The following is a 23134-nucleotide window of genomic DNA, read 5'->3' on the forward strand; positions in this document are numbered from 1 at the left end:
TATGTTGGAGGGCGAGATGCAGAAGCTGCTCCACATGGAGGAGCGACTGCGCCAACGCGTGGTTGGGCAAGACGAGGCGATTACGGCGGTGGCCAACGCGGTTCGGCGTTCGCGCTCCGGTTTGGCCGATCCGAACCGGCCTATCGGCAGTTTCATGTTCCTCGGTCCGACCGGCGTGGGTAAAACGGAGTTGGCGCGAGCTTTGGCCGAGTTCCTCTTTGACGACGAGCGCGCCATGGTGCGCATTGACATGAGCGAGTACATGGAGAAGCATTCTGTCGCGCGACTGATCGGTGCCCCGCCAGGATATGTGGGCTATGAGGAGGGAGGCCAACTGACGGAAACGGTTCGGCGCCGGCCTTACTCGGTGATCCTGTTCGATGAGATCGAGAAGGCTCATCCCGACGTTTTCAATGTGCTGCTGCAGCTTTTGGATGATGGACGGTTGACCGATGGGCAGGGACGCACGGTGGATTTCCGCAACACCGTGGTGATCATGACCTCGAATATCGGCAGCCACATCATTCAGGAGCTTGCCCTTACCGATCCAGCTCTCATGCGACAGCGGGTCATGGAGGCGGTACAAGCCCACTTTAGGCCGGAGTTTCTGAACCGCATTGACGAGATCATCCTCTTCAAGAGCCTGACGATGGAGGAGATTCGGGAGATTGTGGAGATACAGCTCGGGCTTTTACGCAAGCGTCTGGCCGAGAAGAAGATCTCTCTGACGCTCACCCCGAAGGCGCGTGAGGCGGTTGCGTTGGCCGGTTACGATCCGGTCTATGGGGCGCGGCCGCTTAAACGGGCTATCCAGCGGTTGATTGCCGACCCGTTGGCCCAGAAACTACTGGCCGGTGAGTTTCGTGAGGGCGACCACATTCTTGTAGACGCAAACGCGGAGGGGGTTCTCTCCTTCCAGCGCGCGCCTGAAGTCGTTGAGGCGACGGCTGTCGGAAGTTAAAGGGTGGGCTAGCGCGGGGAAGCGGCGTCATCGCCGCTTCCCCATTTTTTAGCGATAGGCAATATAGGAGGGATTGTAGAACTTGCCCTGACCCGTTCCTTGTGATCCCAAGGTCACCCAGTTCGTTCCGTTCATGTCATCTACACGCACGACTCGATAGTTACCTCGGTCCACTATATAGATGCGGTTTTGGGGGTCGAGGGCAACACCACAAGGGAAGTTGAACTGATGGGTGCCGCTGCCGGCCGTTCCGAAGGCGACCCAACCATTACCGGTCATGTCGTTGATGCGAACGATGCGATTGTTGCTCAGATCGCAGACATAGATGCGATCGTGGCTGTCGAGGGCGATCTGTTCGGGGTTCGAGAAGGTCCCTTTGGTGGTTCCAGAGGTGCCATACGTCGTCCAGTGGGTGCCGTTCATATCGTCAATGCGGATGATGCGGTCTCGGGACATTATGTAGATTCTGCCCTTGCTATCGAGCGCGATCCCTTTTAGCGATTGGAATTGACCTTCCTCAACTCCATTGGTGCCGTAGGCGACCCAGTTGGTACCGTTCATATCGTCTATTCGGACGATACGATTGTTTTGATCATCAGCAACATAGATGCGATTTTTGGCGTCTATGGCAATGCTGACGGGGTAGTGGAACTGGTTGTTTCCATTGCCTGTTGAGCCGAAGGCCGTAAGGTTTTTGCCATTCATATCGTCCATGCGCACGATGCGGTCATTGAAACTGTCGGTAAGGTAGATGCGTCCGCTACTGTCTAAGGCAACGGCGGTGGGGCCTAAGAAACCGCTGACATGGCCTCCGAAAGTTGTCCAGCCGTTGCCATTGAAGTCTTGGAAGCGCACAATGCAGTCGTTACCTGGGTCCGCCACGTAGATGGCGTCTTTAACACTCGCCACTTCGGCAGGGTTTTGAGTGCTGGTGGGCGCCGCGTTCGTGGTGGTGGGGGTGCTTGATGGGGCTGTTGGTGCATTCAAGCCGTTTTGCTCGCTGTGGCACCCTGCTAAAACGGCCAGAGGCGCGATGGCGCTCCATTTAAGGAACTCTTTTCGGTTCATGTTGCATGTCCTCCCCGGAGAGATGTTTGTGATAGATTAGATTTGTGGGTTTATGCTGAGCACTACCTGCAGGATAGAAGAGAGTGTAGTTGCTCACAGCCCACATACTATTATACGATGGAAAGCAAAAAAAGGGGTGTGAAATATTTCACACCCCTCAAAGCACCTATAAAAAACAACAAACAGAAGCTGAAGCAGAAACAGGCTCTATGGTCTATCCCACACCAGAAAGGCTCAGTGCAGCGCGATGCCGAAGGGGCTTGAGAAATTGCCCACACCCTTACCACCGGAACCGTAGGCTATCCAGTTTGTGCCATTGAAGTCGTCAAAGCGCACGATGCGGTTATTGCCGTTATCTACGACATAGATGCGATTTTGGGAGTCGATGGCAATGCCTGTAGGGCCGGTAAACTGGTTGATGCCGTTTCCTTGGGTTCCGAAGGCCGTCCAGTTGGTTCCGTTCATATCGCTCACACGCACGATGCGGTGGTTGAGGGTATCGGCGATATAGATATTGCCTTTACTATCGAGGGCGATATTACTGGGGAGGTTGAACTGATTTTGACCGTAGCCTGCAACGCCGTACGTTGTCCAACCTGCCCCCGTCATATCGTTTACGCGGACAATGCGGTTGTTGTTGGAATCCACGATATAGATGTGCCCGGAGGTATCGAGGGTTACAGCGGTAGGATTGTTAAACTGACCCTGGTTGGTACCCGCTTGTTTATAGCTGCCCAGATAGAGCGCCCCGGCGCCGGTCATGTCGTTGACGCGAATGACGCGCTGCCCACCGAAGTCGGCAATGTAGATAAGGCCGTTGCTATCCAGGGTTACGCCGTAGGGACCGACCAAAGAGATGGCGCTGCTAAGCACCGTCCAACCGGTGCCGCTCATGTCGTTAAAGGAGACAACACGAGCGTTGGTATAGTCCGCCACATAGATGTGTCCTTGACTATTTACGGCGATGCCTCCGAGAAGGCCGAACTGCCCTGTGCCGCTGCCCCGCGAACCATAGGTTGTCCATCCTGTGCCGATAAAGTCGTTGAATTTAACCACGCGATTATTGCCCTGATCGGTCACATAGATGGTGGGGCCGGGGCCGCCACTATTGCCAGAACCACTGCCGGATGAAGGAGCACCGCTGCCACCGCCGCAACCGGTAAGGAGGGCTAGGGGAGTAAACACAGCCAGCTTAACAAACTCACGTCGTTCCATTCCTAATCCCTTCGATGAACCTTTATTTCCTCTCGCAAGAACCATGTTTTAGTATAACCGATTTTAGGGTTTGGACTTGCTAGCTAAGTTGGGCATTTCTCCCAAAAGGCGAGATGTATCGGGAGCCTACCTTAGCGAAAGCACGCAAAGGCAGTTTCAAGGCGGTATCGAGCTTTGGGGAGAGAAATAGTTACGGGCATCCGCGAGGAAGGAGTGGATGCCCGTAACACGATATGCTTTGGGGGGTATTAATGCAGCGCAATGCCGAAGGGGCTAATGAAGTTGCCCACTCCGTTACCGTTAGTGCCGTAGGTAGTCCATCCCGTTCCGGTCATATCGTTGATGCGCACGATGCGGTTGTTGCCATTATCTACCACATAGATGCGATTTTGGGAGTCGATAGCGATACCAACAGGACCGGCGAATTGATTAACACCGCTGCCTTGGCTTCCGAAAGCCATCCAGTTGGTTCCGTTCATGTCGCTTATACGGATAATGCGATGGTTAAGAGTGTCGGAGATGTAGATGTTGCCACTGCTGTCGAGGGCAATACCTCCAGGCTGGTTAAACTGTCCTTGACCGTTGCCTGCTACCCCATAGCTAATCCACCCAGAGCCACTCATATTGTTGACGCGCACGATGCGGTTGTTGTTGGAATCCACGATATAGATATGGCCACTGGCGTCCACCGTTGCAGAAACCGGGCCGTGGAAGAGACCTACCCCCGATCCTGGATTGTTCAATTGTCCGAGCGCCACGGCTCCGGTTCCATTCATATCATACACACGAACTATCCGTTGGCCGCCGAAGTCAACAACATAGATGTAACCGGAGCTGTCCAGAGTAACATCGTAGGGCCCTACGAGAGAGACTTGGCTGCTGAGAGCAACCCAGCCGGAACCGGTCATGTCGTTGATCCGCACGATGCGGGCATTCTGGAAGTCGGAGATGTAGATACGCCCTTGGCTATCAACGACGAGCCCGCCAGGCAAGTTGAACTGTCCTGTGCCACTGCCAAGAGAACCGAAGGTTGTCCAACCGGTTCCGTTGAAGTCGTTGAATTTAACGACGCGGCCGTTTCCTTGATCAGTCACATAGATAGCCGGCCCGGACGTGCCTCCGCTTCCGCCGCCAGAGCCACCACTGCCGCCGCCAGAGCCTCCACCAGAACCACCGCTGCCACCAGAGGAAGGGCTACCACCGCCTCCACCGCAGCCTGCCAAAAGAGCGAAAGGTGCAAGAAGGCCAAGTTGCAGAAACTTACGTCTATCCATACATATTCCCCCCGAAGTTAGAGATTTTCAACGAACATTGGATTAGGTTTACCATGGGTGATCGGCGTTTATAAACGCACGCCCTTTATTTTGGCACTTTCCCTACAGAATCCTGCATGTAGTCTATGACGCGCCGAAGAGCGGTTGAAGTTCTCCTTAATGTACTTTCTTTGACAGATAGGCGGGGCCTTCGGTTCCCTCACGATGAACCTGAAGAGGCTGCTATGCGAAGCTTATCGCCTAGAGTGAGGGATAGTTTTGGCTGAAGATGTAGCATCGCGTCTTGGTAGGTAACCGAGATGGGCTGTTTCTGCAGGAAAGCCGTGGTGTTTGGCCCGAAGATGGGAGGCAGGCGGATGCTGGCAAGCTCAAAAGAACCCCAAAGTATCGCCAGCTCTAAAACCCCTTTCCGGTCTAAATTCACGGTGCCCCAGGCTGTGCCAGCAGTGAAAAGGCACTGGAACGGATCGGCAGGCCACCGAGGGAGGATGTCTAGGGTGTTTGTGGGGGCAGAGTAGCGAACACCGCTGAGTGCGAGAAGTAGACCCCACGACGAGAGCGCACGGGCATAGTGATGCCCGCATTCAAACTCATTCCACGGGTTGCGGCGCTCTCCATCATGACGATTTCGTACACCCCGTACAATGGCAAGGCCTTCCTCGATCTTGCCTTCGTAGATCAGATGGCCAGCCACCTGATATTCAATGCCTGTCCACACCTCGTCGGCATAGGGAAATGGGTAGCGTGGCCGCTTGCCGTGTGGCCAGGTGCAGAGCAGAAGCCCCGACTCGTCATTAAGAGCATAACAACGCTGGACGCTGGCATGTTGTGACAGATCGGGTTTCCAGTTGTAGTAGAAAACCGATTCTATCGCTTTTTTAACAAACTCGGGTGACAGCAGGTAGCCAAGGCCAACGATATGTGCCATCCATTGACCTAAGAGTTGATCGGAGAGGCAGCCGGCCCCGAACTGATGGAGTGGCTCTGCTTCTAGAGGTAGCCGTTTGGGAGTTGCTTGTTGAGGCGTGCCGGAGTTCGTGGTGGTAACGATTTGGCGGAAAAACTCCCCATTCCACAAAAGTTCAACAAGGCGAGCGCCGCCTTGTTCATAGCGCTGTCGGTATTCGGTGGCCTTCTCGTGGAAGCCCAATGCCTTGGCCATCTCTTCCGCAGCTCGGAGGGCGCCGAGGTAGAGGATGCTGCAGAGAGGGTTCGGACCATAAAATTCGATATCGTAGGTATTGTGCTGTTCGCCTTCCATGACGCCGTCTTGATCGGAATCCCAAGAGCCGGGCTGCCAGGCGAATTCGAGGGCGAGCTGTATCCCCGGCCAAACGGTCTGAAGGAACTGCCTATCTCCAGACTGTGTCCATTCACGGTAGGCGCGAAGGATGGTGCCCATTTGACCGTCGGCGGCCGGCTTGAACTGCCATAGAGTTGGGCTAAGAGGTAGCAGAGTCCGAAACGCCATGTGGCCATCGGGGCGGGTATTATGGCAAAAGTCGGTGAGGCGCACGCTGCGCTCAAGTGACGGAAAGAGGAAAGCTGCCGACATCGCGTAGTTCCATACATGCGTGCAGTTCATCGGACAGCAGCCTCCTCTGTCGCCACAGCCTTCAAATGCGTTCATGCGGCCATCGGCGGTGAGCAGAACGGTGGGAGAGCGTAGAATGGAGATATTCGCTCCTACCGCATCGAGGACGTATGGTGGCAGCGTGGAGTGATAGAGGGCATGGTGAAAAGCGCGAGTCGTCTTTTCAAGATCGGCCAGATTCTCGAAGGTATGGCGAGCGGCTGCCCACGAAGAATTAAAACGAGTGGCATAGTGGTTACCGATATATTTCCCCCGCACCTCAGGCTCTGAGTTCCAATAGTTAACAAGGTTGGGAAAACGCCAGGCAATGAGAAATGGCAATTCAACGCTGCTTCTGGGAGCCAGATGCGCATGGAGTGCAAGGGTGGCGACATCGCTTTGATGATCGGGAGAAAGGGAAGCCTCAGGATCGCTGACAAGGTGTCCTTTTGATTGCACGAAATCGTCCCAAAAGTTTTGGGCATCATCCCACCAGCCGGCGCGCTCCCATCGAAGCCTGAAGCTGACATTAGGCCAGTCGGTCATGAGAGCCATATCGCCGTAGTGAGGGTCGGAGGGTTGGGGTTTTTCTCCGGTCATCAAGATGCCGCGCAAGACGTTTTCTTCTTGCCAGGTGTTGAGATTGCGTCCAAGCTGTTGATGGTAGCGGCTACCGGGAAGTTCGTGGCCGGTGAGGCCGATGGGGTTCAAAAGGCAGAGGGCGATGGTTACGGATAGGGCACGTTCCGTGGGGTTGCGAACCTTCCACCGAAAGAACGCAACGGGCAGCGACGAGCTTTCCACATCCATGGGAACGAACGGATTGAACGCCTCTAGTGAGAGTTGCACGGGCAGTTGGTCATCATGAAAATGGAGCCATGCGAATGGGTATTCCCCTCGAAAGGTGTTAGAACGTAGTCGAGGGAGACCTGGAACCCTGCCGGTTGGCAGACCGGAAGAGCCGCTATAGGGGGGTGGAATACGGCTTTCAAGCACACGGGCAAAACCTTCGCCGTTTTCGCTCTCGAAGTAACCGATGAAGAAGGTGAAAGGCAGGTGAAAGCCCTTACCGGGATGGTTGAATATCTCCCAATCTCTTAGGTCACCGCGGCCACCAAGTGAGAGGGTGCCGGTGCCGATGCCACCGAGAGGAAAGGCGATCTCGCGTAACCTATTGCCACGGTAGATGTGGCGGTGCGGGGTAGATTTGCTTGGCATAGACCTTCCAGACCTATTGCGTTTGGAGGGGTTATTCGTCATAGGTCTTCGCGACTCCTGTTTGGGGAGAGGGTAGGTTTTTTGTGAAGCAAATCATAGTTGAGGGAGAGGTATAATGGGCTGAGATGAAAGTTTTAGGCATAGAGACAAGTTGCGACGAAACGTCGGTGGCTGTTGTGGAGAGTGGAGCACGAGTCCGTTCTAACATTGTGGCCAGCCAGGTAGACCTGCACGCGCGATATGGTGGGATCGTGCCGGAGGTTGCTTCGCGGCACCATGTTGAGCGATTTATACCGGTATTACGGGAAGCGTTGGCGATTGGTGAGACTACGCTAGATGAGGTTGGGCTTATTGCCGTGACGAATAGGCCAGGGCTATTGGGCGCTCTGTTGGTGGGTGTTTCGGCGGCAAAAGCGCTGACCATGGCATTGAATCGGCCTATTGTGGCCGTACACCATTTAGAGGGGCATCTTTATTCAGCTTTTCTTGCAGATTGTACACTTCATGAGAGGCACCCAATCGTGGCGCTGATCGTTTCCGGTGGGCACACACAGCTTGTTTGGATGGAAGGATACGGCCGTTATGCGTTGTTGGGGGCAACCCGTGATGATGCAGCCGGTGAGGCTTTTGACAAGGGGGCGCGGTTGCTTGGTCTCCCCTATCCTGGAGGGCCTAACCTCTCAAAACTAGCGGAGAGCGGCGATCCAGATCGTGTTCCTTTCCCGCGAGGCATGATCTCTGAAGGGCTAGATTTTAGCTTCAGCGGGCTGAAAACGGCCTTACGTACTTTTTTGGAGAAAGACCGTGGTGCCACCCCGTTGGCGGATATAGCGGCCTCCTATGAGGCCGCTATAGTGGATGTGTTGGTGACGAAGTTGCGTCGTGCTTTGCAGGCGACAAGGGTAAACACAGCATGTGTTGTAGGGGGGGTAGCGGCCAACCGGCTGTTGCAACGTCGGATGAAAGCGATGGCTGTTGAGGAGGGCGTTCATTTGGTGATGCCTGATCCGATGCTTTGTACCGATAATGCGGCCATGATCGCCGCCGCCGGTTATTGGCGATACCATACCTGTGGGCCGGATGCCTTAAGTTTTGACACCCTTGCAACGGCTCCGCTAGCTACGTTCCAACTTACTTAAGGGGGAAACTTTGGAGCTGTTAGAAATTTTGAAGCAGGAGCCTGCTCTGAGGGGGTTGATCAAGGATTGCATGGCCGGTCATTCGCTATGCTCCCCTGAAAATTTGGATGTTCAGGTTCGCAAATGGATAGGCCTTTCCGATTCTATCCCTATTCAGTGGGTTCTGCGTAGGGGGCTAGCCGGTGAAGTACGTGGTGTGATGGCTCTGGGTATAAACGATACGATGTGCCGGGCCTTTCTGCTATACGCCAGCGATGAGCGCGCGTTACGAGAGCTTCTGTTGACGCTGCCACGTGGGCGGCCGGTTGAATTGGGGTTCCTGGCCGAGTGGATGTGTAACGGGATTGCAGACTTGATAGACATGCATGAAGAAAACAGAACGGAAGGCGCACTTTGCAAGGTGATCGGGCGAAGGCGCGGAAGGCGATCTCCTGTGGAGCACATGGTGGAAGGAAGCAGAGACGCGGTTCTCGTTGAAGTTCGCTCTCTTTTGCACGGAACGGCCTGTAAAACCAATAGATTCTTTGCCATCGAGGGAGAGTTGTTGTGTCTGCGTGCAGTCGAGGATGGGCTGCCGATCCACTGGCTGCTGTATACTCCGGAGTTGAGGAGCGATCCTTTAGGTCATCAGCTATACGAACAGGCTGGCTTGAAGGAGGTACCGAGAGCATGCCTGAATGGAGGATTAATGGCTAAGCTCACCACAACGCGACCTGTTCCGCACGTTATAGCGGTTGTTGAGGCAGGACTGCGCGCGTTGAGCGATTTTTATCTAGGTCCTCAGTCGGTCCTATTGATCGCCGAGAATATCTCTAATCCCGACAACCTTGGAATGACATTGAGAACTGCCGATGCGGCTGGGGCAGAAGGGGTTGTGGTGGTAGGAGAGGGATCGGACCCGTTCCATAAAAACTGCGTTCGAGCGGCACGGGGTGCCGTAGGACGGATGCCGCTACTGTATTGCGACAACTTACCGGCAGCCTTGCAAAGTTTTGTGGCAAAGGGTATGGAGGTAATAGGTGCAACCGGTTCTGCGAGGGAGACTCTCTGGCAAAGGGCTTTTCGACCACCCCTACTTTTGTTAGTAGGCAATGAGCAGCACGGCCTGACAAAAGAGGTGCTTGCCGTCTGTACCCATCGTGTTCGGATTCCGATGATGGCCGGTCAAGATTCCCTCAATGTAGGCGTTGCTGCAGGCATTCTGCTTTACGAGATTCAACGGCAATTGTGCGCCGAGTATCCGCAAAGAGATACGACATCGAATTCCACAGGTACAATATAGAAGTGACCTGGTAGCTGCTTTCTGACGAGAAGCCGCACACTTCAGGGAAGCTTGCTTGTCGCTGTTCTCTCTGCCTATTGGCAGGCCTAGCGAATTGGCTTGCTCGTTTCCTCTCTGAAAAGAGATGGCGGGATGGCAGAAAGCGTCGTATAACTTGTAGGTGCGGAGTCAGGGGCGAGCCAGGCGGAGTTAGGATTGCATGGGGGAGGGTTAGAGAGGTACAACAATGGTGTCGGCATAATACGAGGTTTTCTCTTTTGCCGGCCTGTGGCTTTGGAGAGATGGCGGTTCCCTTGCCGTATTTTCTATGGAATAACATCATGGCATTCGCGGCGGTAGCGAGCTTCTCAGGTTTTTCCTGATAAGAAAGCAGGAAAGGAGTAAACAGAATGGCAACGATTTCTCTATCGGATATGACACGGCGTGAGGCCCTTGTCGCCGAATTGGCGACCCAAGTTAAGAACCCACCGGAACGAGTTCGTGATGTGGCCAGCGACCCGGCGCTAGCAAAACTGCGTCTACTGGGAACACAACTCTGGATGGATACGGGGGACTTAGAGGCTGCGCGTAAGTTGTGGAAACAAGAGTTCTCGGCGCTGACCACTAACAACACCCTAGCTAACCAGGTGGTGCAGACCGGGATTATGGATGAAGATATTAAGGAGGCGGCCCGACGGATTCGGGATGTCGAGCCAAATGTCAGCTTAGACGATTTGGTGATGGACATCGGTTTCGTTATCAACTGTCACATCGCTCTTCGGCTTGTGAGCGCTTTCGATGCTTTCGTTAGCGTAGAGCTGCATCCCTCTATCGCCCATGACATCGAGAAGACTGTGCGCTATGCGCAGAGGTACTACGCAGTTTATCCCGATCGTTTCATTGTGAAAATTCCCATGACACCGGAGGGATTTTGTGCCGTCGCTCGCGCTCGCGCCGAGGGCATTCCCATTAACTACACGCTTGGCTTCTCTGCCCGCCAGAACTATTTGGCCACACTGCTCTCGAAGCCGAATTACTGTAACGTGTTTCTAGGACGATTGAACTCTGTGGTGGCCGATAATCACCTTGGCGATGGTAAGTTCGTTGGTGAGAAAGCGACCTTGGCCTCACAGCGAGCGGTACGGGAGTTGCGCGAGAGCCACCCGGATATTCCTACACGTCAGATCGCCGCTTCGATGCGAAGCGGGGAACAACTATTAACACTGGCCGGTGTGGACGTGTATACTGCCCCTCCAAAAGCGGTCGAAGAGTTCTATGCCGCTCATCCAAAGCCGGAGAGCATCGAATCGTGCGTGAATAAGGATTATGAGGTGCATCTAAACTCTGACGCCGATGCCGAAACCCATCGTCAGATCGCCCTCCTTTGGACGATAGATGATGCGTTCAAAGCGTTTGCGAAGGAGCTTGCTGCCAGGGGCGGAGTTCACTTAACCGGAAACGACCTGCGGCAGGCAGATCGAGACCATGGAACTCGCCTTTTCAGTAACTTTACACCGGAGGAGCAGAAAGCGATTCGCGAGAAAGGCAAAATACCCGATTTCGCCCGATGGAAGGGGCGAGCCTCTCTGGATGACTTAATGACCGAATCGGCCTTACAGTCGTTCATAGTTGACCAGGAAGCATTGGATGCTCGCATCCGTAAACTGATCGCGGAGGCCTAAGAGCAACTGGCCATAGAACCGTTGAGCTGAGGGGGAGCGAAGCTCTCCCTCGTGTTTTGTGAACAGCAGGATTTCATTAGTGCTTTCGCGAAATTGAAACACGTGACAGGCGATAGTTTGCTAGCTTTACTTCGTGACATCGTTGGGGACGATGGCGTCCTCTCCTCTGACGCTTTTCCCTGGCCAAGCTGGTGGCAACCGCCCCCTTTCGCTATATTGCGTCCTAAGGAGACGTCTCAGCTTGCTTCATTGATATGCAGGCTAGAAGAGGTAGGTGTTGGCGTTGTTCCGGTAGGTGGGGGAACGCGTCTGCATACTGGCTACGGGCCGAGTAAGCCAACGGTGTTGGTGAGCAGCGCGCATCTGGATGCTCTCATAGATTATCAACCGGATGACCTCACGGTGACGGTGCAACCCGGAATGACACTTGCAAGTTTGCAGCGTATTTTGGCGGAGCACCATCAGCGTTTGGCGCTCGATGTGCCTTTGCCTGATAGGGCTACATTAGGTGGCATTGTGGCCAGCGCCCAAAGTGGTTTTTGGCGGGCGGCTTATGGAACTCCACGCGACATTTTGATCGGCGTTCGGGCGATAATGTCTGGAGGCGTTGAGGTTCGAGGTGGAGGTAAAGTTGTAAAAAACGTGGCCGGCTACGATATTTGCAAGCTCTTTACCGGATCGTGGGGAACTTTAGGCTTTCTTACCGAGTTAACGTTCAAGGTCCACACCGCCCCGGCGTTTCAACGCACGCTTGTTTGGGAGGTAGCCGATCTTGCCACAGGAGCAAGGATAGCCTTTGAGCTTTATCAAGCGCAGCTTGCCGCCGTGGGCTACTGGGTTACCAATGAGCTTGCTTTACGTCCGCAGGTCGTCTTATTTTTGCAGGGTAGCCAAAAGCGTGTAGAGTGGCAAACGGAGGCCTATACCGATCTTGTAAGAAAACTTGGCGTTTCTATGGCGCCTGAAGAGCTATCGCAGGAAAGGCAGCAGGAGTGGCAAAATCGCCTGGCACGACTATCTACTACGACGCCTTTGGCGGTACGCATCTCTTGCTTGCCGACCGAAGTAACCTCGCTTTTAGAGCGGATCGGTGCCGAATCGAGCCTGCAGGTAACGGCGGATTGCGCCTGTGGAATCGTAGATATCGCAGCTGAGGCGCTTAACCTGCTTTCACCGAAGCGTGTACGGGAACTGCTGCCGTCACCTCAATCACGTTTTATTTGGACTCGATTAGACCCCATTGCCCCCGATCTTGAATATGAGGAGCGATGGGGTCTGTTACGAGCGGATTTTCCGTTGCAAAAACACCTCAAGCAGTCGCTTGATCCGCATAGCACCTTTAACCCGGGACGTTTTATCGGACGTTTGTAGGTGCTAAGGATGTTTCTTGTGCTGTGGAATTGGGTGCCGGTTGCTTGAAGAAGGGATCAGACAGCGCTTTGAACAGGTTGAAATGCAGGAATGGCCTGTCATAGGCCATTTGATGCGCTGTGGCGTTGGCCACCCAGAGGTCGCCCGTGGCAGGTTTAAAGACCACGGCGTGGAGACTGCCGGTTTTCAGCTCATGCATGATCTGTTCGGCGACCGGAACGGTGATGTGACCGTAGTCTTGGAGGAGCACATGGCCGAGTTTGGCGTTCCAATTGCTATTCATGCCCATTGACATATAGACCATACCGGGTTTGGTAGGGAAGGGCAGATCGGTCGAGTTGTACACGTAGCACTTATCATGGCTGGTTTGCAGGGCGGCCATCTGGCCGGTTTTGCCCCATGAAAGGCAGTAAAGGATGGAGAGCGTTCGCGGGTAGTCGCGCACCTGATGGATCGCCTCTTGAAGCGTTGTGCCAAACTGCACCGCATCGCGCATCACATAGGTGAGGGGGCGCCCGTCGAAATTATTTGTTTTTTTGTCCCAATCGTCGCCTATTTCCGACATGGCGATGGTATCCGCATTCAACGCAGTAACCACTCCGCAGAAGCCCAACCAACCCACATTCACAAAAGGCACCCCATGGTTTGGTTTGTAGACGATGAGTGCAGGGTACTTTTGAATGCCGGCATTGGTGGTGTAGTCGAGCGCTCGTATTTGGATGGGATCGCCGTGTTCCGTTGCTTTTCCATCTGCGGCAAAGAAGGAGCAGCTCCATTGAGAGATGTCGGGAATGGCCGATAGACGCTCGATGTCTCTTAAAGGAACGCCGGAACCGTCCGCAAGCCCCTTCAACTCTTCAAGATAGTCGGGGCGTAGATGCTTTTCATAGAGTTTCCAGATGGCATCCACGCGAGAGGGAGAACACCCCATTCCCAGCATCATCAGCGGGGCAACCTGCTCAGCCAGATAGCGCACCTCTTTTGCACAGAGTTTCCCATGGGCATAACCCATTTCATAGGGAGTGCCCTGCAGATAGAGGACGGTTAGGCGGTTGTCACCGGCTCCAACGGTAAAGCGTTTCCCGTGCAGAGCCACGTTTACCGGTGGTTGTGCCGCATGCAACGGGCAAGTGCCGATGGCGAGCATCAGCAAGACAAGGGCATAGATGTAAAAACGCATAAAGCGCATAGCCAGCCTCCATTCGGTAGCTTAAAATACAAATTCGTTATTTGAACCCGAGATTCCTGCCGGTTACCACATCGTTAGTTTGAGCGATGCGGGCGCGAGTTAAAGCGCGAGATGATCAAGAATTCGAGCACGTTCTCTTGGTTTAGCATGCCGATGAGTTTCGGCGAGTTGGTGGGGTTTTGAGGCGGCTCCATTACTAAGATGGGGTGATTGGGTGTGAACGCTTGGAGTACCTGTTCCAAATCGGTATCGGGGTAGACGTAGGTGAAGTCTCGCTGCATCACGCCGGCTACGTAGGCATCGGGCCCTTCCTGTGCAAGACCACGCAGCAAGTCGGCGCGTGTCAGCACCCCCTGCACCTCCTCGCCGAAGACAACCGGAAAATCGTGTTGGCTTCCGGAAAGTAGCTTTTCGGCAGCAGTGCGCAGAGTGTCGCCAACGCTAAGAGTATGAAAATCACGCAGCATGGCTTCGCGCACGGTGTGCCCTGTAGCTAGCACATGCGTTTGGTAGGCGTTCGCCTCTTGGCCGGCAGCGACGAAGACGAAAACGGCGATGATGAGAAGTAGCAGATTAAGGGTGAAGATGGACCACAGCCCTAAAAGCAGCGCCAATCCCTGCCCAATGCTGGCCGCGATTCGGGTAGCCGCCAGAACATCCATACGTTGGGCGAGAAAGGAGCGTAGGACGCGCCCCCCATCCATCGGAAACGCTGGAAGCATATTAAAGGCAAAAAGAGCGATATTAGACCAGAAGAGATCTACGACGAGCCGTGGGATGGGGGCAGAGACTTGCGCGGGGTCGAAGGGAACGCGCGCTGCCGCGATCGCGATGCCTAGCAGAACAGCGATCACCACGTTAACAGCAGGGCCGGCCAGAGCGATCCAGAGTTCCGACTTCACGTCCGGTAGGTTTTGCAGTCTCGCTACACCTCCGATGGGGTAGAGGACGATGTCGTAGGTGCGAATGCCGTAACGCATTGCGGTAAGGGCATGACCGAGTTCGTGTAGCAGCACGCAAGCGAAGAGAAGAATCACATAGATCACGCTGATCCAGGTATGGCCTTGATTGCCTCCAAGCCCCGTTGCCGCCACAAAGACAAGCAGCAGTAAGAAGGTAAAGTGAATGCGTATGGGGATGCCTGCGATGACCGCCAAGCGCAGGGAGCTTGAATCGGAAGAATGTTGTGGCCCTTGGGGTGGCGATGTCGTCCGATTTTCCGGTTGTTGTGGTGGGAAGTTTGTCATACAACACTCCTTTCCCTCGTTTATTCTATCTACGTCGAAAGAGATAACGTATGATACCCAAAATGGAGACGGCAAAAAGCGGAACGGCAATTACGAAGGCGATTGCCATGCCGGATGACCGGTTATGGGCGCCTAGCAGATAGCCGATGAGCAAGAGCATGAGGGAAAGGAGAAGGCCAACTAGGTGGATGGTGGGCGTTGATGGGTGTGTGAGCGCATGAGAGAGCTGGGCGGAGCGCGTGGGGCTTGCGAGGGTAAAGAGAGCTTTGAGGATATGCCCACCGTCGAAGTGGGGCAGCGGCAGCAGGTTAAAACAGCAGAGCCAGAGGTTATAAAGCCCGAGCAACGCGAAGAAGGCCACCACCGATCGGGCCGGTTCGTTTATAGAGGCAAGGTCTAAGGGCTAGCTTGAGAAAAGGGCGGAGATTTGCAGATTGTTAGCATAGAAAACCGTTAAGCCAAGCAGGGCTAACAGGAGCGAAGCGGCGGGGCCTGCCATCGCAACGAGCAGATCGTCTTTTGGGTTAGAGGACCTCTCACGTACAGTGTAGCCGAAGTAGATGCCAAGAACGATCCGATATACTCTTAGTCCGCGTCGCAAAGCCATCACTGCATGTCCAAATTCGTGGAACAGGACACTGGTGCCAATAAAAAGAAACACGAGGAGTGTTACTCCGAGTATTGTCCCAAAATGGCTTGGGGTGCGGATAACGGACGTGGCAAAGAATGCCACCAGAAACAGAAGGGCGCATGCAGTTCGTAGACACGCCTTTCACCGTGGCGATGGGTAAGGTCAAACGGCTGGCTCGATGTCGCGGTCTGTATTGCGGTGGTGGTTGAGATGCCATTTGAGACTTTCCTCTGCATGGTTCCCTATTACACTAAGATACTATATTCACCTCCCATTTCCTCCTTTTCAGCATAGTAGACGGCGACGCAGCGGCCAGTGAGTGGGGCTTTGAGTGCGTCTCTGTAGCTGCCGAGGTGCTCTCGGCATATATCTAATGGTGTTTACGTGCCCGTGTGCTGTTTGGGAAGTTAGAGGGCAATTGCGCCGAGGTTTGAGGATGTGTTTAGGATTTCGTGCCGATGAGGGCTTTCTCTAGGCGGCGGCGAAGATTGGGGTCGAGGATGCGTTTACGCATACGAATGGATTTTGGTGTGACTTCCACAAGCTCATCCGGCCCGATATATTCCAGGGCCTGATCGAGGCTTAGAATGGTGGGAGGAGTGAGGCGCACGGCGATCTCTGCGGTTGAAGATCGGATGTTAGTAAGGTGCTTTGTCTTGCACACATTCACTTCGAGATCGCTATCTCTTTGATGTTTCCCGACGATCATGCCGGGATAGACCTCCGTACCCGGCTCGATAAAGAGGGTGCCCCTTTCTTCTGCGTTGGAGAGGCCAAAGTGTGTCGCCGTCCCCATTTCGGTGGCGAGAAGGGAACCACGACTGGCGCGACTGATGTCGCCGGCGTAGGGATAGTAGCCGGCGAACAGACTGTTAATGACGGCGGTGCCGCGGGTGGCCGTTAGCAGTTCGTTGCGAAGGCCGAGCAGGCCCCGCGTGGGCACCAGATAAGCGAAATGGACGTTACCGCTCTCTTGCCACATATTTTGCAGTTCGCCCCGGCGGCGCCCCATCTGTTCGATGACGATGCCGCGATAGTTTTCTGCAACCTCGATTTGCACCTGTTCATAGGGTTCGAGCCGCTGCCCGTCGGCATCCTGATGGAAAATCACTTCTGGCTGAGAGACTTGGAACTCGAAGCCTTCGCGCCGCATCGTTTCGATGAGGATGGCCAGGTGAAGCTCACCACGCCCACTGACCAGGAACACATCCGGGCTATCTGTCTCCTCAACTCTAAGGCTCACGTTGGTTTCTAGTTCTCGGAAAAGGCGTTCGCGCAGTTTTCTGCTGGTGACGTGCTGCCCTTCGCGACCGGCAAGTGGACTTGTGTTCACGCCAAAGCTCATGCGTAGGGTTGGCTCTTCGACTTGAATGGGCGGAACTGGTTGCGGAGTATCGCGAGAGGTTACGGTTTCACCGATGGCGATATCTTCGAGGCCGGAGAGGATCACGATCTCGCCGGCTTGGGCCTGAGGACGCTCCACTTTTTTAAGCCCTTCAAAAACGAACACGCTAACAACTTTGGCCGGTCGCAGTTGGCCGTCTCGGCTAATGATAGCGACGTTATCGTTTGGATGGATGGTGCCGGCGAAGATTTTGCCTACCGCAAGGCGTCCGCGATAGTCATCGTAGGTGAGATTGGACACAAGCATTTGGAAAGGCGCGTTCGGGTCACCCTGCGGGGCAGGAATATGGGCAAGGATGGTTTCAAAAAGGGGTTTAAGGTCACGGCCGGGTTGGGCGAGATCAAGTGTAGCGGTGCCTGCTTTGGCGCAGGTATAGACGATGGGAAAATCGAGTTGGGCATCGTTGGCACCTAGTTCCACAAAGAGATCGAAGGTTTGGTCAACGACCCAATCGGGCCTAGCATCCGGTCGGTCAATTTTGTTGACAACGAGGATCGCCTTGTGCCCCATGGCGAGGGCTTTGGCGGTTACGAAGCGGGTTTGTGGCATGGGGCCATCTACCGCATCCACGAGAAGCAGGACGCCATCTACCATGCTCATCACGCGCTCGACCTCACCGCCAAAATCGGCGTGGCCGGGGGTATCTACGATGTTGATGAAAGTATCCTTGTAGAAGACAGAGGTGTTTTTGCTAACGATGGTGATGCCGCGTTCGCGCTCCAGAGCGTTGCTGTCGAGAATCCGTTCTCCCAAATCTTGGTTCGCTCGAAAGACATTTCCCTGACGAAGCAAGCCGTCTACGAGGGTTGTTTTGCCATGATCCACGTGGGCGATGATTGCAATATTGCGGATGGTACTCAGATGCATATGTGAAAGGATATCTAACTTTCGAATGGTAGAGATTACAATGCGATCCGTGGACAGATAACGCATTGCCTATATAAAGAATACCCTATTTTGCTTCAAAAGCGAACCGATGTTAAAAACAGCCTTGAGAAGGCAGGATTTTTGAGCGTTGGGGAAGAAGTAGGCTATCAACAAGGTTGTATGGAGGGGAATGATGAGAGATCCACGATACGAAAAGCTAGCCGAGCTGTTGGTTGCCCACTCGATGCAGGTAAAGGCAGGAGATAAGGTGCTCATCGAAGCATTTGACATCCCATCGGACTTTACGGTGACGTTGATTCGGGCGATAGCGAGGACAGGCGGCGAGCCACTCGTGAGCACCTATCAGCAGCCGGTTTTAAGGGCGTTGTTTCAGGCGGCTACGGAAGAGCAGATGCGCACGATCGGCGCTGTGGAGCGCGCCCGCATGGAGGCTGTGCAGTGTTATGTGGGGGTACGGGGCAGCCACAACATCGCGGAGCTATCGGATGTCCCGTCGGAGAAAATGGCACTTTATGAGAAATATTGGTGGCATCATGTGCATTCCGAGGTGCGTGTTCCTAAAACGCGTTGGGTGGTGCTCCGCTGGCCTCATCCAAGTATGGCTCAGGCTGCCGGCATGAGCACAGAGGCTTTTGAGGATTTCTACTTTCGTGTCTGCACGGAGGTGGATTATGGAAAAATGGCGAAGGCGATGGAGCCATTGCGCGAGCTGATGGAACGCACCGATAGGGTACGAATTGTTGGGCCGGGCACCGAACTGACCTTCAGCATTCGAGGTATCCCTGCTGTGGGGTGCGCCGGGGAACGCAACATACCGGATGGCGAGCTGTTTACCTGTCCGGTGAGGGATTCGGTGGAGGGCACCATTCAGTTCAATTGCGAGACGCTCTACCGAGGAACCTTGTTTCAGAACATTCGGCTTACATTCAGGAAAGGGCGCATTGTGGAGGCAACGGCGCAGGCCGAGACCGAGAAACTCAACGCCATTCTCGATACGGATGAGGGGGCGCGCTACATCGGCGAGTGGTCGCTGGCCTTCAACCCTTATATTTTAAAGCCGATGAAGGACATTCTTTTCGATGAGAAGATCGCGGGAAGCTTTCACCTTACGCCGGGGCAGGCTTATGAGGAGGCGGATAACGGCAACCGCTCGCAGATACACTGGGACATGGTCTGCATTCAGCGGCCTGAGTATGGAGGAGGCGAAATCTACTTTGACGATAAGCTCGTGCGGAAAGACGGGCTGTTCGTTTTAGAGGAGTTGGCGGGTCTCAACCCCGATAAGCTGGTTGTTTAAAGAGGTGGTGTCTAGGAGCGTGCGCTCCTAGACACCTTGAGAGGGATCATTTTTGTTGATGCTGAAGGAACTGCGGCCAATTGGGGGCATCTTGGGCGAGGGCGAGGCCGTTGTAGACAGGATCGTAGCCCACCGAATAGTCTACCGAACTTGGTTCTTGCGGCCCGGGCAGATAGATGGACATGCCGCTGGCTTTTGCCTCATTGGCAGAGCCATGGCCAAAAGCGAGGATCGCTCCTGAAGGGCCGTAGAGGGCGTTTTCCACGTTGAAGGCCGCCTGGGCGAGGTCGGTGGGAACGCCAGGGGAAGTGCGGATGAGGTCGGCAAAGTCGTAGAGGTCTTTGTATTCCGGAAATTCAAAGTATTGGGCGTTGAAGCGCGCGTTGTAGATGAGGTTGGCCTGGTCGTTGACATGCTGAAGTAGGCTGCCACCGAAAGCGTTGATGGCCTGCGCCACATTGCCCATTTGTGAAAGGTCTACCATGGCCTGTGTGATGTCGGTGTAGCTGGGGCTGGCATAGGTGGAGAGGGTATCTTGGATGAGAATGTTGCCCATATCGCATGGGTTGGTACCGCCCCCATTTTTGATGGCCTGCAACCATGTGTCGTATGGGTAGCCGGTGCCCGGAGGGCTTTCTTCGCTGGCCACCATAACGCGCGCCACATTGCGGACTTGGTAAGCCACCTCGGCGGTGCATTGTAGCGAGCAGTCTATGATGAGATCATCAATGGGGCGAGGGGAGGCGGCAAGCGCTTGCGCGAGCTGCTGGGTTGTGATCTGGTTGCCTGTATTCGCATCTTGAGAGACCGCCCGCGTGACAGCTTTACGGCCGGCAGAACGATTCAGCACCGGCAACGCGCCGGAGCCGTGATCCCAGATTACGACGGCAAGGTGGTCGGAGGGATAGTTTGTGGCACCCCATTGGATGAAATTGGCAAGAACATGCCAGTCGCCCATATCCGAGGTTCCGTTAACATTGGTAGAAGGATCGGGTAGGCGCTCCTGAGGGTCTTCGAGGGAAGAGGTATTGCCGTTTTCAATGGCTGCCACATCCGCTGCCGAATGGTGCAGAATGTAGTAGCGGTGGGTTCCAACAAAAGAGGGATTGCCGCAGTTGTTCACGGAAGAGAAATAGGGGCAGTTATTCGCCTGTTTCCATTGAATAACGATGTTGAGGTTTGTTCCGTCGGAGCCAACAGAGGCCATCTGGCCCACATTCAGTAGGCTATCCGGTTGAAGGTTGTTGGCTGCGTTGATGTAGACAAGCACCGTCCAGCGGGCCCTGCCGGATTGGTGCGGGTTCGGTTGGCAGGCTGCCGCTGTGGCCTGGCGAGAGCTTGTGTAGGGGCTAGTGCCGGGGGCAGGCAAGCCGGACGGAATGGGGCCTCCACCGCCACCGGAACTTCCTCCTCCACCACAACCAGAAAGCGACGCACTTACAAGCCCTAAAACGCCCACAAGCGTGCTAAAACGAGAGAACTTAAAACGGATGTTCATGGTGTGCTTTTTCCTATTTGACTAAATTGTAACGCCTTGCCGCGCCATGCGCTGGGGGGTGAAGGGGGTACGAGTATTTTAACATAGATTCGGCGGTAACGTGACGGGTCGCCCTTATGAGAAGAGAGCCGCATGTACTTTTTTAGATTATGCTAAAGCCCGCGAAGTTTTCTCTAGTTTCCATCGAGGGTGCGCCCCAAAGAGGCCGGCGGAACAATACGCCCGACAACGCTAAGTAAGGCGGCTATGGTCATGAGATAGGGCAGGGTATCGAGAATGTAGGGGTTACTCCAATCTACGCCAAGGAAGGTGAGATGGATGTTGCTAATCTGAAGCTGGGTTTGAAGTGCGTAGAAAAAACCAAAGAAAAGGGCGCCGAGAGCGGCCCCTAGAGGGTTCCACTTACCAAAGATCACCGCTGCGAGAGCCACATAGCCTTTTCCTGCCGACATATCGGTGGAGAAACTGTGGGCGTCGGCCATGGAGAGATAGGCACCGCCAAGTGCACCTAGAACTCCCGAAAGCGTTACGGCGATATAGCGGATGGGCATAGGCTTCATGCCGCTGAGGAGAGCGTTTTCAGGGCTTTCACCGGAGGCACGAAGGCGCAATCCGAAGCGTGTACGGTAGAGAAGCCCAAAGATCAAGAAGGGTAGGGGCACCGTTAGATAGAGAAATGAGGCTCTTGAGAGGCCTTGCACCTCCACTCCGTTTGGGTAGAGTGTGAGGTAGGCATAGTGAGTTACACCGGCGGCAAGTAGGTTGATTCCGAGGCCACTCACGACGTGGTCCATTTTGGTACGCTGGGTGAGGAACGCATGCAAGAGGCCGAGCAAAGCTCCCACGGCGATGACGGCGAGAATACCTATAAGGCTAGCATGGAGGGTGTGGAAGCCGTGGTGCTCGGCGACGACTTCACCCCAGATGCCCACAAAGGCACCGATGAGCATAAAACCCTCGAGAGCGATATTGACGACGCCAGAACGTTCCGAGAGCACGCCGCCCATAGCGGCCAAAATGAGAGGGACAGCACTATAGAGCGTTGCAATAAGCAGCGCCATTAGACTTGATAGAGAGGTCATGGTACGGTGGAATCCTGAACAGGGGTCGTTTCGGGATGGGTTGGTATTTGCGCCCTTTTGCGCCGATAAAACAGGAATCGCATGCCGACGAAGAGGATGATGATGGCCTGAATGATGCGGCCTATAGAATCGGGGATATTTGTTTGGTCTTGCATGTAGCCTGCCCCACCGGTAAGTGCGCCGAAGAAGAGGGCGCTGTAAAATACGGATGTGCTATCAATGCCCGCCAGCAGAGCGACCGCAATGCCATCGAACCCATAGGTGCCTGCGAGGTTCGGGAAGTAGCGATGTTGTGCTCCAAGCACCTGGATGGTGCCCGCGAGGCCTGCCAAGGCGCCTGAGAGCGCCATAGTGATGACTTGGGTCTGTTTTACCGGCAGTCCGGCTACGCGGGCCGCTTTGGAGTTAAGCCCAACCGCTCGAATTCGGAAGCCCAGAGCCGTACGCTTCACAAGGAAGCCAAGCGCGGGTACGGTAAGCAGGGCGAGGAACAGCCCGATGGAGAGGTTTGTGTGACCGACAAGCATAGGCAGTGTGGCACTTGCCGATACGGCAGCCGTTTGTGGGGCCTGATTGTGGGGGTCTTTGAGGCTATGCGTGATAAGGTAGTTTGCAATGTTGTCGGCCACATAGTTGAGCATGATGGTAGAGACCACTTCGTTTACCTGGCGCCATGCTTTAAGAAAGCCGGCCAGACCTCCCCAAACGGCACCCGCGAGCGTGCCGGCAAGCAGGGCAATAGGAAGATGGACGATCGTAGGAAGGGTAGGCCACGCGATGCCCACGGCGGCGGCCGTAACGGCACCAGCAATGAACTGACCCTGACCGCCGATATTGAACAGGCCGGCTTGCAGACCGACGGCGACGGCCAAGCCACAGAGCAGTAGCGGGATAAACTGGGTAAGGGTTTGGGCGAGTTGGAAGAGGTCGAGATGCACAGGTCCTAGTGGCACCTGCTGGCTTCCTTGAGCCGGCCCAGCGATAAGCCCTGTTGCTCCACTCCAGAGGGTACCAAATGCCGTTGCCACGTTATAGCCGGATAGGCCGAGAAGCAAAGCGGCCACGAGCAGAGCGGCTGCAATGCTGGTAAGAGAACGAAGAAAGCCTGGACGTGAGATAACCGTTGGAACCATGG

General features: G+C 54.7%; 19 protein-coding genes. 6 read left to right on the forward strand and 13 right to left on the reverse strand.

Features of this window, described 5'->3' with window-relative positions; translation table 11 throughout:
* The coding region (locus VKV29_RS01860) for an AAA family ATPase (RefSeq protein WP_324199594.1) at window positions 1-961 on the forward strand (961 nt) is incomplete at its 5' end.
* A 48-nt stretch (window positions 962-1009) separates the two neighbouring features.
* On the opposite strand, the gene VKV29_RS01865 is transcribed toward VKV29_RS01860, so the two are convergent.
* The 4 genes from VKV29_RS01865 to VKV29_RS01880 all read right to left on the reverse strand — a co-directional run bounded on the left by VKV29_RS01865 (window position 1010) and on the right by VKV29_RS01880 (window position 7309).
* On the reverse strand, window positions 1010-2029 hold the full coding sequence (locus VKV29_RS01865; RefSeq protein WP_324199595.1) for an NHL repeat-containing protein: 1020 nt from the start codon (window positions 2027-2029) through the stop codon (window positions 1010-1012).
* Between the two features lie 234 nt (window positions 2030-2263).
* Window positions 2264-3244: an NHL repeat-containing protein gene (locus VKV29_RS01870; RefSeq protein ID WP_324199596.1), complete on the reverse strand. Its 981-nt coding sequence runs from the start codon at window positions 3242-3244 to the stop codon at window positions 2264-2266.
* A 248-nt stretch (window positions 3245-3492) separates the two neighbouring features.
* On the reverse strand, window positions 3493-4518 hold the full coding sequence (locus VKV29_RS01875; protein WP_324199597.1) for an NHL repeat-containing protein: 1026 nt from the start codon (window positions 4516-4518) through the stop codon (window positions 3493-3495).
* A 199-nt stretch (window positions 4519-4717) separates the two neighbouring features.
* Entirely contained in the window at window positions 4718-7309 is a 2592-nt protein-coding gene (locus tag VKV29_RS01880; protein WP_324199598.1) for a GH116 family glycosyl-hydrolase, read from the reverse strand.
* Window positions 7310-7434: 125 nt separating this feature from the next.
* Between VKV29_RS01880 and tsaD the strand changes: the two genes are divergently transcribed.
* From tsaD to VKV29_RS01900, 4 genes are all read left to right on the forward strand, one after another.
* Window positions 7435-8448 carry a tRNA (adenosine(37)-N6)-threonylcarbamoyltransferase complex transferase subunit TsaD gene (gene tsaD / locus VKV29_RS01885; RefSeq protein ID WP_324199599.1) on the forward strand — a complete coding sequence of 338 codons (1014 nt, stop codon included), beginning with the start codon at window positions 7435-7437 and terminating at the stop codon, window positions 8446-8448.
* A 10-nt stretch (window positions 8449-8458) separates the two neighbouring features.
* Window positions 8459-9730 carry an RNA methyltransferase gene (locus tag VKV29_RS01890; RefSeq protein ID WP_324199600.1) on the forward strand — a complete coding sequence of 424 codons (1272 nt, stop codon included), beginning with the start codon at window positions 8459-8461 and terminating at the stop codon, window positions 9728-9730.
* A 389-nt stretch (window positions 9731-10119) separates the two neighbouring features.
* Window positions 10120-11391 (forward strand): transaldolase family protein, encoded by a 1272-nt coding sequence (locus VKV29_RS01895; RefSeq protein WP_324199601.1) that lies wholly within the window; start codon window positions 10120-10122, stop codon window positions 11389-11391.
* A 117-nt stretch (window positions 11392-11508) separates the two neighbouring features.
* Window positions 11509-12762: an FAD-binding oxidoreductase gene (locus VKV29_RS01900; protein WP_324199602.1), complete on the forward strand. Its 1254-nt coding sequence runs from the start codon at window positions 11509-11511 to the stop codon at window positions 12760-12762.
* Here VKV29_RS01900 and VKV29_RS01905 read toward each other — a convergent pair.
* From VKV29_RS01905 to typA, 6 genes are all read right to left on the reverse strand, one after another.
* Window positions 12746-13951, reverse strand: coding sequence for a C45 family peptidase (locus VKV29_RS01905; protein ID WP_324199603.1), 1206 nt, complete (start codon window positions 13949-13951; stop codon window positions 12746-12748). The genes VKV29_RS01900 and VKV29_RS01905 overlap by 17 nt on opposite strands.
* A 74-nt stretch (window positions 13952-14025) precedes the next feature.
* Window positions 14026-15198 carry a site-2 protease family protein gene (locus VKV29_RS01910; RefSeq protein ID WP_324199604.1) on the reverse strand — a complete coding sequence of 391 codons (1173 nt, stop codon included), beginning with the start codon at window positions 15196-15198 and terminating at the stop codon, window positions 14026-14028.
* A 25-nt stretch (window positions 15199-15223) separates the two neighbouring features.
* Window positions 15224-15562, reverse strand: coding sequence for a site-2 protease family protein (locus tag VKV29_RS01915; protein WP_324199605.1), 339 nt, complete (start codon window positions 15560-15562; stop codon window positions 15224-15226).
* 39 nt (window positions 15563-15601) lie between these two features.
* Window positions 15602-15859, reverse strand: a complete 258-nt coding sequence (locus VKV29_RS01920) for a M50 family metallopeptidase (RefSeq protein WP_324199606.1) — start codon at window positions 15857-15859, stop codon at window positions 15602-15604.
* An 8-nt stretch (window positions 15860-15867) separates the two neighbouring features.
* Window positions 15868-16065: a hypothetical protein gene (locus VKV29_RS01925; RefSeq protein ID WP_324199607.1), complete on the reverse strand. Its 198-nt coding sequence runs from the start codon at window positions 16063-16065 to the stop codon at window positions 15868-15870.
* 206 nt (window positions 16066-16271) lie between these two features.
* Window positions 16272-18101 (reverse strand): translational GTPase TypA, encoded by a 1830-nt coding sequence (gene typA, locus VKV29_RS01930; protein WP_324199608.1) that lies wholly within the window; start codon window positions 18099-18101, stop codon window positions 16272-16274.
* A 193-nt stretch (window positions 18102-18294) separates the two neighbouring features.
* Here typA and VKV29_RS01935 point away from each other — a divergent pair, with 193 nt between their 5' ends.
* On the forward strand, window positions 18295-19419 hold the full coding sequence (locus tag VKV29_RS01935; RefSeq protein WP_343217324.1) for an aminopeptidase: 1125 nt from the start codon (window positions 18295-18297) through the stop codon (window positions 19417-19419).
* 46 nt (window positions 19420-19465) lie between these two features.
* On the opposite strand, the gene VKV29_RS01940 is transcribed toward VKV29_RS01935, so the two are convergent.
* From VKV29_RS01940 to VKV29_RS01950, 3 genes are all read right to left on the reverse strand, one after another.
* Entirely contained in the window at window positions 19466-20917 is a 1452-nt protein-coding gene (locus VKV29_RS01940; RefSeq protein WP_324199610.1) for a clostripain-related cysteine peptidase, read from the reverse strand.
* Window positions 20918-21090: 173 nt separating this feature from the next.
* Window positions 21091-21999: an ABC transporter permease gene (locus VKV29_RS01945; protein ID WP_324199611.1), complete on the reverse strand. Its 909-nt coding sequence runs from the start codon at window positions 21997-21999 to the stop codon at window positions 21091-21093.
* Window positions 21996-23132 carry an ABC transporter permease gene (locus VKV29_RS01950; protein ID WP_324199612.1) on the reverse strand — a complete coding sequence of 379 codons (1137 nt, stop codon included), beginning with the start codon at window positions 23130-23132 and terminating at the stop codon, window positions 21996-21998. The genes VKV29_RS01945 and VKV29_RS01950 overlap by 4 nt, the downstream gene beginning before the upstream one ends.
* Between the last annotated feature and the right edge of the window lie 2 nt (window positions 23133-23134).

The organism is Chthonomonas sp. (assembly GCF_035294165.1).
Taxonomy (GTDB): Bacteria; Armatimonadota; Chthonomonadetes; order Chthonomonadales; family Chthonomonadaceae; genus Chthonomonas.